The organism is Shewanella sp. A32 (assembly GCF_029167175.1).
GTDB classification, from domain to species: domain Bacteria; phylum Pseudomonadota; class Gammaproteobacteria; order Enterobacterales; family Shewanellaceae; genus Shewanella; species Shewanella yunxiaonensis.
The window spans coordinates 79,390-92,113 of record NZ_JARFTS010000002.1; the positions used below are offsets into that span (position 1 = coordinate 79,390).

At 49.2% G+C, this 12,724-nt stretch carries 12 protein-coding genes; 8 read left to right on the forward strand and 4 right to left on the reverse strand.

The features are described 5' to 3' along the window. The first annotated feature begins 335 nt into the window (after window positions 1–335). On the forward strand, window positions 336–2,255 hold the full coding sequence (locus tag PY479_RS02310; protein ID WP_275482750.1) for a methyl-accepting chemotaxis protein: 1,920 nt from the start codon (window positions 336–338) through the stop codon (window positions 2,253–2,255). A 154-nt stretch (window positions 2,256–2,409) separates the two neighbouring features. Then, on the forward strand, window positions 2,410–3,249 hold the full coding sequence (locus tag PY479_RS02315) for a cobalamin-binding protein (RefSeq protein WP_275482751.1): 840 nt from the start codon (window positions 2,410–2,412) through the stop codon (window positions 3,247–3,249). 73 nt (window positions 3,250–3,322) lie between these two features. On the opposite strand, the gene PY479_RS02320 is transcribed toward PY479_RS02315, so the two are convergent. Beyond that, entirely contained in the window at window positions 3,323–3,538 is a 216-nt protein-coding gene (locus PY479_RS02320; RefSeq protein WP_212595434.1) for a hypothetical protein, read from the reverse strand. Window positions 3,539–3,720: 182 nt separating this feature from the next. Further along, window positions 3,721–5,151 carry a coniferyl aldehyde dehydrogenase gene (locus PY479_RS02325; RefSeq protein WP_275482752.1) on the reverse strand — a complete coding sequence of 477 codons (1,431 nt, stop codon included), beginning with the start codon at window positions 5,149–5,151 and terminating at the stop codon, window positions 3,721–3,723. Window positions 5,152–5,313: 162 nt separating this feature from the next. Between PY479_RS02325 and PY479_RS02330 the strand changes: the two genes are divergently transcribed. From PY479_RS02330 to PY479_RS02340, 3 genes are all read left to right on the forward strand, one after another. Next, complete coding sequence (locus tag PY479_RS02330; protein WP_212595436.1) at window positions 5,314–5,697, forward strand: STAS/SEC14 domain-containing protein; 384 nt, start codon at window positions 5,314–5,316, stop codon at window positions 5,695–5,697. 92 nt (window positions 5,698–5,789) lie between these two features. Then, window positions 5,790–6,221 (forward strand): universal stress protein, encoded by a 432-nt coding sequence (locus PY479_RS02335; protein WP_212596499.1) that lies wholly within the window; start codon window positions 5,790–5,792, stop codon window positions 6,219–6,221. 239 nt (window positions 6,222–6,460) lie between these two features. Then, the gene (locus tag PY479_RS02340; protein ID WP_275482753.1) at window positions 6,461–6,769 is read left to right on the forward strand and encodes a winged helix-turn-helix domain-containing protein; all 309 of its coding nucleotides are present in this window, start codon (window positions 6,461–6,463) and stop codon (window positions 6,767–6,769) included. On the opposite strand, the gene PY479_RS02345 is transcribed toward PY479_RS02340, so the two are convergent. Beyond that, a complete protein-coding gene (locus PY479_RS02345; protein ID WP_228730407.1) occupies window positions 6,766–7,095 on the reverse strand; it encodes a DUF2956 domain-containing protein in 330 nt (109 codons plus the stop codon). The genes PY479_RS02340 and PY479_RS02345 overlap by 4 nt on opposite strands. A 107-nt stretch (window positions 7,096–7,202) precedes the next feature. On the opposite strand from PY479_RS02345, the gene PY479_RS02350 reads away from it, so the two are divergent. Together PY479_RS02350 and PY479_RS02355 are read left to right on the forward strand one after the other, a co-directional pair. Next, complete coding sequence (locus tag PY479_RS02350) at window positions 7,203–9,032, forward strand: ABC transporter transmembrane domain-containing protein (RefSeq protein ID WP_275482754.1); 1,830 nt, start codon at window positions 7,203–7,205, stop codon at window positions 9,030–9,032. A gap of 106 nt (window positions 9,033–9,138) precedes the next feature. Next, window positions 9,139–9,843, forward strand: coding sequence for a DUF3581 domain-containing protein (locus tag PY479_RS02355; RefSeq protein WP_275482755.1), 705 nt, complete (start codon window positions 9,139–9,141; stop codon window positions 9,841–9,843). Here PY479_RS02355 and PY479_RS02360 read toward each other — a convergent pair whose 3' ends face one another. Then, window positions 9,844–10,356 carry a GFA family protein gene (locus PY479_RS02360; protein WP_275482756.1) on the reverse strand — a complete coding sequence of 171 codons (513 nt, stop codon included), beginning with the start codon at window positions 10,354–10,356 and terminating at the stop codon, window positions 9,844–9,846. 366 nt (window positions 10,357–10,722) lie between these two features. Here PY479_RS02360 and ggt point away from each other — a divergent pair, with 366 nt between their 5' ends. After that, window positions 10,723–12,507 (forward strand): gamma-glutamyltransferase, encoded by a 1,785-nt coding sequence (gene ggt, locus PY479_RS02365; RefSeq protein WP_212595482.1) that lies wholly within the window; start codon window positions 10,723–10,725, stop codon window positions 12,505–12,507. The last annotated feature ends 217 nt before the right edge of the window (window positions 12,508–12,724 follow it).

A 12,724-nucleotide genomic window follows, 5' to 3' on the forward strand; every position in this document is an offset into this window, starting at 1 on the left:
TGACGCACTAGTTGCCCAACATTTGCTGGTGGACACCGGTGTCTTGGCCAATAACGCATACTAAATCCCCGTTGAACGTTGAGTTTTACCCGCAAGTTACTCTTACCTACTACAGTTTTACCGTGCTCCAGCCGATAAAGATTTCATAGTTACCTTGCGGTTAATTTTTATTCGTTATACTTGAGACTAATTCGTCACGCTCTTTGTTCTCCATAAACTAGAGTGTGACGTTTACCTCAGTTAATAAGTTGTAATTTTTAATAATAAACATGTTTTGTTTAACACAGTGAGTTCCCTCCATCAAAGGATAACTGCCAGCCAAAGGGATATTGTTTATGAGATTACTGACCCGTTTATTAGATAACATTGCTGTATCGAAAAAATTAGGGCTGGGGTTTGGCCTGGTACTGTTATTGACATTTTTCGTCGCCGGGATGGGTTACAGTGGTGTCCAGATGATGATTGATCGTAGCGATAAAGTGGCAATTGCCTCATCACTGACTGATACCCTGTACAAGGCTAAAATTATCCGTCAGGACTTTCTACAAACTGGTAATGAAACGGATTTACAACAATTTGATTCTCTTGTCGAAAAGACACGACAAACACTGACTCAAGAAGCCAAGTTCTATCTGGATGTGGCGGATCAGAAACTCATTAGCGATGCACTATCCGCCTTAGGCCACTATGAAAATGGGTTTAATCAGGTTAAACAACTCAAAACTAATAGAGCCGAGTTGCGTAAAACCTGGGTGGCGACGGGTAATGCTGTTATCAATAATTTTTCGCAGGTGGAGCAACAGCTGACACAACAGGCACAGCAAACCGGTGATTGGCAAGTCGTCATCGGTGCGTCTCAGATAAACCAGCAAGTGGCCATGATGCGTTACTACGTGCGCGGTTATATTTTTGAACCCTCGCAGAAAAACCTTGATGGCGCAAAACAGCAGATCAGCAATATCCAGCAACAAGGTAAAACATTGTCGGTTCCCACTGCACAGCAAACTTTGCTGAGTAATGCACTGACTGCGCTTGATGACTATACCGCCAAACTTGACCAGCTAGTTGCCGTGGACAAGCAAATTGAGAATGTTAAATCTACCTTGGATCAAGATGCTACTGTATTGCTGTCCAGTGTGACCGGTCTGGTTGATTCACAGTCAGCTAAACGCCTTGCTGATGGCGCAAGGGCAAAAATGCTGGTGATTGTTGTGTCAGTACTGGTGCTGTTGCTGGGCATTGGCTGCTCATTGTTGATTTCAAGTCAAATCGTTAATCCGTTACACCTGACCGTGACGGCTGCCAGAAGGATTGCTGATGGCGATTTAACTCACCGTATCGGCAGTGAACGCAAGGATGAATTAGGAACCTTGCTGCGCGCCATGGGGGAAATGAATGACACCCTAAAAGATGTGTTGGGGCAGATTGACGGCAGTGTGGTGCAATTAGCCAGTTCGGCAGAACAGTTATCGGCGGTATCAGAACAGAACAGTGCCGGCATGCAAAGTCAGCGTAGCGAGACCGATCAGGTAGCGACAGCTATCAATGAAATGACTGCCTCTGTGCAAGAGGTGGCCGGTAACGCCGAGCAGGCCGCGCAGGCGGCAATCGAGGCCGATACTGTGACTTCAACCGGCAATAAAAAAGTGGCTGAGGCCGTGCGACATATCGAGCGGCTATCGGCTGAAATTGCGAGTACCGCTGAAGCGATGTCGGAGTTAAAGGCTGAGAGTGACAACATAGGTTCGGTGCTGGATGTGATTAAATCTGTGGCAGAACAGACGAATCTGCTGGCGCTGAACGCCGCGATTGAAGCGGCTCGCGCGGGTGAAGCCGGGCGTGGTTTCGCAGTGGTCGCCGATGAGGTGCGCAGTCTGGCTAGCCGTACCCAGGCATCCACCGAAGAGATTGAAAAACTGATATCTAACCTGCAGCATGGCACACAGGAATCAGTGCAGAAGATGGATCGCAGCCGCGAACTCAGTGATGAGGCCGTTGGTTTGTCACGCGATGCGGGCAATATGTTGAATGATATCGCCAGGGCCGTTGCCAAAATTCAGGATATGAACCATCAGATTGCCGCCGCTGCGGAAGAGCAAAGCGCGGTTGCGGAAAATATCAATCAAAGTGTTGTCCGAGTTCGCGATATCGCAGAACAAACTGCACAAGCATCTGAAGAAACTGCGCAGGCAACTGAGGGCGTAGCATCTTTGGGGATGCAATTGAAATCGTTATTAGGTCACTTTAAGTTATAGCGGTCGCGGTATGCAGGCGACAACTTGTGTTTGTCGCCTGACGCCTTGCAATGATGCTCACGTCTCTACGCGTTGATCTTTGTTCTGCTTCACTATACTGTCCCATCTCTTCCCCAAAATAGGGTTCTGGCTAACTGTTGGGCAAAGGATGTCGATGAAATCTTTACTGCTGCTACTGATGTTGGGTTGTTGTGTGCTGCCGGTATCGGCTAAGGACCCTGTAGCTAAGCGCATTGTGGCATTGTCGCCGCATATTGTGGAGCTGCTGTATGCCATTGGCGCCGGTAATGCGATAGTGGCAACCACGGATTTTGCCGATTATCCGGACGCGGCTAAGTCGATTCCGCGTATTGGCGGTAATTATGGTATTCAGCTTGATAAACTACTGACGCTTTCTCCAGACCTGGTCGTGGCCTGGGGCGATGGTAATCAGCCCCAGGATATTGCCAGAATGCGAGAATTGGGTCTGAATCTGTATATCAGCCAGCCTCGACAATTGCAGGATGTGACCACCGAGCTGTTGCAACTGGGCAAGCTTACGGGGCATGACGCAGAAGCTAAAAAAGCAGCAACTGCTTACCAACAGCAACTGCAAGCTATCCGGCAGCAAAATGTGGATAAAACACCGGTAAAGGTCTTCTATCAGTTATGGTCGAATCCATTGATGACGGTGGCAAAAGGAAGCTGGATGCAGCAGCTGCTAGAGGTCTGTCATGGAGAAAACGTGTTTGCTGATGCTGTCACCGCTTATCCGCAGGTGAGTCTTGAAGCGGTGCTGTTACGCCAGCCACAGGTGATTATTCTCACTGCCGAAGCAGGTAATCCGCAGACTGTTAACTGGCAGCAATGGCCCGAAATCCCTGCAGTCAAGTACAAGCAAATTTACACTATTGATGCGGATTTACTGCAGCGGCCAACACCGCGATTGCTGGTGGGACTGGAGCAGTTGTGCCGGGATCTGGAACAGGCGCGTAAGCCTGATAGCCAATCATAATTGTTGCCGATGGTATCGTCGGCAACACCATATATAACTGGCCTTTGCTGAATTTTGCTGGCGTGACGCAATTTTAAAGATCGTCGATTTTGCGCTTAAGCTGATAGCTTTCATCGGTAACAATGCTTTCTAACGTGATGAGACGTTGTTTCATCTCATTCATTTCTTCACGCATTTGGGTCAGCTCCTGCTCCGCTGCGAAAGCACCTTTATGTTGCAGATACGTGTTGGCAATCTTATAGATGATGCCACATACAATGGCGACAACCGCCACTTCAAACGGTCCCATGGTTCACTCCCTGTTTTTATCTACAATGGATATTAAGCAACGCAGATGCCGTATATAAACGATAAATTTCAATCAATTATATAATTAATCACGTTATCTTTAGTTATTTCTCGCAACTATTGCGAGATTTCGTCCACTTTATTGGTTATCAGCGGCTGCTGGATGCCTGCATGAAACTCCAATTAACGTAGCAGATACTTCAGCAACAGCTTTTGCCACCAACGATGATAGGGTGGTTGCATCAATTTTGCTGGGTTGACGCGCTTTTTGCTTAGCACTGTGCGGGCATGGCTAAACTCAAGAAAGCCTTCCCTGCCATGGTAATGCCCCATACCTGAGGGACCAATACCACCAAAGGGGGCATCGTCTGCCGCTACATGGTATAGCGCATCATTAATACAGACACTGCCAGAATGAGTTTGCTGTAACAACTGTTGTTGTCGTTGTTTATCGAACGTCAGTAAATAAAGCGCTAACGGTCTCGGTTTTTGTTGAATGTAACGCAGTGCTTGTTCCCAGGATTGGTAACCGATAACCGGCAATAACGGGCCAAAGATCTCCTGTTGCATCACGGCCATGTTGTCAGAGACCTCGGTAAGTAACACTGTAGGCCATTTGCGCAATTGTGTTAGTGCCTCAAGACTGCCTAATGCTGGTACACATTGAGCTCCCTGCACCTGAGCATCATTCAACAGTGTTCGTAATCGCTGATGGTGACGCTCGTTAACAATAAAGCTGTAATCAGCGTTGTGGGCAAAATCTGGGTACATACGGTTGAATTTGAGCTGCCAACACTTAATAAACTCGGCCACCTTGGCATGCGGACACAGCACATAATCCGGTGCCACACAGGTCTGTCCGGCATTGAGCGTTTTCGCATACAACAGCCGCTCAACCGCCAGAGATATTGGCATATCATCAGCGATGATTGCGGGTGATTTGCCACCAAGTTCTAAGGTGACGGGCGTCAGGTTGGCAGCGGCGGTGCGCATGACGGCTTTACCAACGTCAGTCGCGCCAGTAAACAGCAAGTGATCAAATGGCAGGGCTGAAAATTCAGCGGCGACGCTGGCATCGCCTTCGATCACCGCTACCTGGGATTCCTCAAATGCCTGTGCCAGCAGTTGCCTTAGTACCCGATTGGTGTGCGGGGTAAATTCAGAAAGCTTCAACATTACCCGGTTGCCTGCCGCTAACGCCGCCACCAGAGGGCTGAGTGACAACATGACCGGGAAGTTCCAGGGCACGATAATGCCGCACACGCCTTTAGGTTGGTAATGAACTTGCAGTTTACTGGGGAACAATAACAGTCCACTGTGGCGTCGCTGTGGTTGCATCCATCGCGGCAGTTGGCGTTGACAATACTTGAGGTTGTTGAGTACCGGCACTACATCGGCCAGCAGGCTGTCGTATTCACTGCGGTGACCAAAGTCCTGGCTCATGGCAATGAGTAATTGCGGATATGCGGCTAACAGCGCCTTTTTTAACGCCCCCAAGGTTGCACGACGTTGTGCTAAGGACGGAACAGGCAACGCCTGAAACGCCTGTTGCTGGCGTTGCCATATCTGGAACAGTGTAGTTTCTGATGAGCTGGAAGCGTTAGATGAGTCCATGTCCTAGTGCCCGTTTAGCCCGTCTGACAGGATTCATGCTAAGACAGTTCCAGTGAGCTGACAACCGCGAAATGATGTTGATCTTTATCACGGAAAACGCACAGTTCGCTGACTAGACTTATACTTATAGAAGTTGCAAAACCGGCGTACAAGGAGTTGACTATGAATATGAAAGTTCATGGAATTTCCGTTGGTATTGAGAACTATGGCGGAGATGACTTTGTGCTGTTTATCAAAGCAACCGGTACGCTGACCCATGACGATTATGAGTATATGGTGCCGGTACTTGAAGCTGCGATTGGCGGTGTTGTTCAGCCGCAGATCTTTGCCTTGATGGATGTAACAGAGATGGATGGCTGGGAAGCCAGAGCAATGTGGGATGATCTGAAACTGGGACTGAAACATGGCCGGGAGTTTAAAAAGATCGCCATTTTAGGTAATCGTGGTTGGCACGAATGGATGGCCCGCATGGCTGACTGGTTTACGCCTTCGGAAGTGAAGTTTTTCAATGATCGGCAGGAGGCCGTGGTCTGGTTGCAGGAGTAAATAGCAACCCAAAACTAGGTAGTTGCCAGACGGAGTCTCGGCGGCAACCTTGCAATTGATACTCTGGGAAACAATCCCGCAAGGAGGTCATGATGCGCGATAAAGATATCCTATGGCCGACAGATTTTTCTGATACGGCATCTCATGCTCTCAGATACGCCATTGATATGGCGAATCACTACAAAGTGGGATTACGTATCCTGCATGTTGTGGATCAGCCCGTGGCAGATGCTAGCTACCAACTGCTGGTGGTAACACCGGAAGAGTTGGCGGAGAGCATGGAAAAAGCTGCGGCAGAGAGTATGCACAAGCTGCTGGCAGAGCTGGATACTTCGCTGCATGTCGAAACCATCATTCGTCGTGGTGATCCGGTAGAAGAGATCTTAACCGAAGCCAAAGACGCGGATGTTGGGATGATTGTACTGGCAAGCCATGGTCGTAGCGGCCTGAGCCATTTTCTGAATACTAACGTATCGGAAGATATTGCTAATCAGGCAACATGCCCTGTGCTGGTAGTGAAGTAGCTTGAATGTGGATGGAGCCGCGGATTAACGCCACGGTTCCACGCCAGGCAGTCACGGCTATAACCTATCTTTACCGGCAATCATATTGCCGGAGGGAGTGTGCGTATCGGTGTGAGCCAGCGCTTGCTGTGTGAACTTTGCGCTTGTATTTCAGGTGTCTTATCTATTAGCGTTAGTCGATTGAACTTATAACAAAATGTTGGCGCAGCCTTTTGGGGCGCACACAGCGGATCAAGTGTATGTTGCAGTCTGAGCATGTCACCAAACAACAAATAGCATTTTTGCGAAAACTTTATCTGGCTCATCTTATCGATGATCAGCAGCACAACCTGTTGTCATTGCAGAAACAAACCGGGATGCCTCGACGCACGCTGCAGGACGCTATTGCCGCATTTGGTGATATTGGTATTGCGGTGGAATTTGTACAGGATGGCGGGCGCAACAACTCCGGCCACTATCACATCAAAACCTGGGGACCGGTTAACAGCGCCTGGGTGGGGACTCATTTAGTTCAGATCGAGTCGATATTACAGTTGCCTAAAGCTTAAAACAGCCAACTGGCAGCGAAAATCAGCCAACTTAATAACAGTAATGCCCAAGGCAGCCACACGCGGACAGTGGACGGAGCTATTTCGGTAACTTCCGCGATGTCGTCATCGGCTAGTGCTGTTTTATTGGCGCGCAGTTTTTTGGCTAATCTGTCGCGTTCTCTGGCCTTGGCTTTTTGCTGCTTTTTATATTCAGCGATCCCTTTTTCTATGCCTTGAGCAATCAGCTTGGTCTGTTCTTTAGTTTGACCAGGCTTCTGCGTCGCGCGCGCAATCTGCAGTGCTTGTTCCTGCGTTTCAACCGAAATAGGCATTTTAGTGGGCATAACCACTCCATAAGTTTGGCGTTGCTCGTCATTATACTGCCATTCTGCCGTCTTGCTGGACGCCAGCGCAAATTACCGCGACAATCATCTCAGGATTTATCAGCGGGATGAGTAGTTTGTCCGACCAACAATATTCTGGCAGCGATGATGCCACAGTCCTAAGCAATAGTGCGGCATCTGCCAAGGTGCTGCCGTGGATTTTTAGTTTCCTTAAGCCTTATCGTTGGCGTGTCATCGCGGCCTTGGTATGTTTGCTTATCGGCTCGTTAGCCTGGCTGTCATTAGGGCAGGGGGTGCGGCTGATGGTGGATCAGGGCTTTGCTGCCGGAAATCCACAACGACTCAACCAAATTATTCTGTTTATTTTGGCGATTACCGCTGTAAGCGGCTCCGCAGTCTTTTGCCGTTTTTATCTGATGACCTGGCTCGGCGAAAAAGTCAGCAATGATATCCGTCGTTTAGTCTATCAACAGCTGTTGTCACAAAGCCGCGATTTCTTTGCCAGATTGCGCACCGGTGAGGTGATTTCTCGCTTTACCGCCGACACCACCTTATTGCAGACCGTTGTCGGCTCCAGTTTGTCGATGGCATTGCGTTCATCTGTCACTGTGATTGGGGGGCTGGTAATGATGGGCGTGACCAGTTGGAAGCTGACCGCCTTGGTATTGCTGGCCGTGCCGTTGGTATTAGTGCCGGTTGGTGTGCTCGGACGTAAAGTTAGGCGGCTGGCTCGTAGCAGTCAGGACAAGGTTGCGGATTTAGGTGCCTTTGTGGATGAAACCTTGCACGAGATCCATACCGTGCAATCGTATGGGCATGAACCCAGCGATAAAGTGCGTTTTGACCAGCATTTGGCTGAAGTGTTAAAAGCGGCCAGTGGCCGGATTTATTATCGGGCACTGCTGATCTCTGGCGTGATGTTACTGAGTATCGCTGCCATTGTCTTTGTTACCTGGGTGGGGGCGCATGATGTCATGCAGGGACGGATTTCTGCCGGACAACTCTCTGCTTTCATGTTTTACGCTGTGATGGTGGCAGGCGCGGTGGCGACTATCAGTGAGGTCGTGGGCGATATCCAACGTGCCGTCGGGGCGACGGAGCGGTTGTTAGAGCTGGCTAATACTCCGGTCACGATTGAGGAGCCGCTCAGTCCGCTACCCTTACCACAACCACTTAGCGGGGAATTGGCCGCTCACGATCTGCAATTTGCATATCAGGTGGGAGATCCAGTGTTGAAGCAACTGAATTTTACGGTGAAACCGGGAGAGCGCGTCGCCTTAGTCGGCCCAAGTGGTGCCGGTAAAACCACCCTGTTTCAGTTGCTGCAACGTTTTTACCTGCCCACATCGGGGTTTATAACCCTGGACGGTGTGGATATTTCAAAAGTCTCGCTAACACAGTTGCGTGCCCAGTTTGCGCTGGTTCCTCAGGAGTCGGTGATCTTTGCGGACAGTGTGCTGGAAAATGTGCGTTATGGACGTCCACAAGCAAGTGAGGCTGAAGTCATTGCCGCATGCGAAGCCGCCCATGCTGATGAATTTATCCGTGAATTTGCCGATGGCTACCACACATATCTGGGAGAGCGCGGAGTGCGCTTGTCTGGCGGTCAGAAACAACGGATCTCTATTGCCCGTGCAATCCTGGCAGATCGGCCTTTGTTGTTGCTGGATGAAGCCACCAGTGCCTTGGATGCGGTCAGTGAAGTGATGGTGAAAAAGGCCTTAGACCGACTGATGGCCGGGCGCACCACCTTAGTGATTGCGCATCGGTTAGCGACGGTATTAAACGCGGATCGCATTTTGGTGTTTGAGAAAGGGCAGCTAGTTGCCAGTGGGACTCACCCGCAACTGTTGGAACAAAGCCCGTTATATCGAGAATTTGCCACTCTGCAATTGCTGGCCCCCGAGGCCGTTGGTACTCCCTCGATACTGCAGTAATGGCGGTTGGCCAAGTCATCGGGTGAGTTATTTTGCTGTTTGCGTATAGACTGTGCGGCAGTTTCCCGTTTAATCACACCAGCCAGCAATAGAGTATTGACGATAGATGTTTCTAACTAATTATTTTAAAAAAGAAAATAATAACATTGTAATCAGCCGTAAACAGGCTAGTGACTTTGCCAAGGATATTGCCGGCGACTTTAACCCCTTACATGATGAAGATGCCAAGCGTTTTTGCGTTCCTGGAGATCTGCTGTTTGCCTTAGTGCTGGATAAGTACGGGCTCAGTAGCAAGATGCAATTTCGCTTTGAAGGTATGGTTGGCGATGCAGTACCTCTGCATTTCCCCGATGCTTGTGGTGAGCAGGTGTGCATCGAAGACGAAAAGGGCAAAAGCTATCTGAAAGTAAGCCGCGAAGGCGAGCAGCGATACTGTGAAAAGCAGTTGGAAGCCTTTATTCGCAGTTATGTGGCGTTTTCCGGTCTCAATTTTATTCATGTGCTGGTGCCGCTAATGCAGGAATATCAGGTGATGATTAACCCGGAACGGCCGCTGGTTATTTATGAAACCATGAGTTTTGAATTAGACATCCTGGCATTTGAAGAGATGACACTGGAACTGGTCAACAAGCAGTTACAGGTCGATGGCAAGCGCGGTGACGTGTTGTTAGAGTTTGCATTGCTGAGCGGTGAGCAGCAGGTAGGTACTGGTCGTAAAACTATGGTGCTCAGTGGTTTACGCCCTTATGAACAGAATGGTCTTAACGGCATGATCACTGAATACCAACGTCGCAGCGAAGCGCGGTTGTAATTACGCGTTATTCAGCGACTGTCGATACGCTTTGATCTTGGGTCGCAGTATTTCTGCGCGTTTTAAGCTGTCGTCACGCCACACCTGCTGGCGATCGTAATATTCGGCAAAAGTTGGCACTGATTCCGGCAATAGTACCCAGGGCTGCTTAGTCGAAGTAAAAATATGTACATCCGGCGGCAACTGCTGCGGGGTATCTAAGGTGCCAACGCGCACGAATGTTGTCAGTGGACCACTACCCGCATAGTGGCTCCACAGCGCGACTTGGCACTTTGGGCAGCGGGCAATCTGCTGTCCCTGACCGCTGGCGGACGGGGTGTCAACAATCATTGGCTCACCACTCAATAACTCCACCTGATCAGATTCAATCATGGCATTGAGTGCAAAAGCGGAACCCGTTTCACGCTGGCACCAAGTGCAGTGGCAGCAATGGACTACTAAAGGCTGGCACTGCAGTTGATAGCGGATAAAGCCACAGTCACAACCACCGGCTATAGGATATTGTGTTGGCATGGCGCGTCCTTTTTCTCACTTTGATAGACAGGATCTAGCATCCAACTTACTCATTTGCCGACGGCAAATACAAGCCTGACTTTGGTCCAACACCGTGCATTTCTCTGCCAATGAGTTTTGTTGCCATTTTCGAGAAACCGAAAACTCAGCGGTCAGGCACTAAGGTAATGTGTATTCGTTCATTTAACCAACGGCAGTGCACTAACCAATCGTTTCAAAAGCTAAATGATCACTAAAAATTTGGTGGATTAGCTGTAGATATTAAGTAGATTTTGCCATTTACAGTTTAAATGAATAATGGCTTATTGCTATTTTGAACGCACTGCCATAGGGTTGGCTATCTGAGATCAATGCCAGGAATAAGGAATGTATTATAAAAAACGCCTGTTAAAGGCTTCGCTGTTGGCTTTGTCCACTATTTCGCCCTTCGTTACTACGTACTCTCTTGCTGCCTCATTACCACCTGTTGAAGCCAAAAATGGCATGGTGGTGTCTTCTCAGCGTTTTGCTTCAGAAGCCGGGGTAGAAATTCTTAAAATGGGCGGTAATGCCGTAGATGCCGCTGTCGCAGTGGGCTATGCCCAGGCGGTGGTCAACTCTTGCTGCGGTAACATCGGTGGCGGTGGTTTTATGACACTGCATCTTGCTGATGGCTCGGATCACTTTATTGATTTTCGTGAAATGGCGCCGGCAGCTGCTAGTGCCAAGATGTACCAGGATAAAGACGGCAATCTTATTCCACATGCCAGCACGTTAGGTTGGGGCGCAGTAGGCGTCCCCGGTACGGTGCGCGGTATGGAATTGGCGCTGACCAAATATGGCTCAGGCAAACTGACTCGCGCACAAATTATGGCGCCGGCGATCAAATTGGCGCGTGAAGGTTTCGTCCTGACTCGCGGTGATACGGATGTGATCGACTCCAGCTTAAGCAAGATGCGTGGTGACAAACAGGCTGCCAAAATCTTTTTGCATGCGGATGGTACGCCGTTAGAACCGGGCGATCGGCTGGTGCAGTCTGCATTGGCAGACACACTGGAAAAAATTGCGAAAAATGGCCCGGATGCCTTCTATAAAGGCGATATTCCTAAAGCAATCGAGAAAGCCTCAAAAGCCAATGGGGGTTATTTAACAGCCAAAGATTTTGCCAACTATGTGGCTAAGGAACGTACACCCGTCAGATGTTCTTATCGTGGCTATGACTTTATATCAGCCCCACCGCCAAGCTCAGGTGGCACCACCATGTGTCAAATTCTGAATATTCTGGAAGGCTACGATCTGAAATCCATGGGCTATGGTTCTGCAGACGCTATTCACTTCACTGCTGAAGCGATGCGTCATGCGTTTGTGGACCGTAACAGTCTGCTTGGCGATCCAGATTTTGTGAAAGTCCCGATGAAGAAATTGCTGAGTAAGGAATATGCCGCTGAGATCCGTAAAACTATCGATCCAGTAAAAGCCACCCCTTCCAGTGAATTAGCGGCAGGGGTGCCTCCTCATGAAAAGCCGCAGACCACACACTACTCGGTGCTGGATAAGGCCGGTAATGCAGTGTCGACCACTTACACTATCAATGGTCGCTTTGGTGCCGGTGTGATGGCTCCAGGTTATGGTTTCTGGCTGAATGATGAGATGGATGATTTTACCTCGAAAGTCGGTGAGAAAAACATGTTCGGTCTGGTACAGGGTAAGGCTAACGCCATTGCTCCGGGCAAACGGCCTCTATCCTCTATGTCGCCTACCATTGTCACCAAAGATGGAAAAACCTTTATGGTGGTTGGTTCTCCAGGCGGTTCATTGATCATCACCATCACCCTGAACACCGTGATGAACGTGATCGATTATGGGATGAACTTACAGGAAGCTGTGAATGCACCACGTATTCATCAGCAGTGGTTGCCTGATGTTGTGCTCTATGAAAAGCGTGGTATTTCACCTGATACGCTGAAAATCCTCAAAGAACGTGGCTACAACATGGTTGAAAAAGGCCAGTGGGGGGCTGCGGAAGCAATTATGATCGGTTTACCCAGCGTGGTCAGCGGTGATGAACACTCTAACGTCAGCGATGCTTCTGTCTCCGGTAAAATCCGTGAAGGCTATATCTACGGCGCTAACGATGCACGTCGGCCACAAGGTGCTGCTGTCGGCTACTAACCGCAGCAATTTTGGCATTGAAGCCCGGGCATGATGACCCGGGCTTTTTTTATTTAACCGGCGCGCCTTTACCTTAGAAATCACAACAAATTTTTTCTTGGCTGAACTGACGGCGATTGTATTGGTCGTAGATAACATGGACCTAAAACAATCTTCATTGGTTTGTGAATGCAGTGAAATAGGTCCGAATGAGATAGCGATAGATGCGGCGATATTG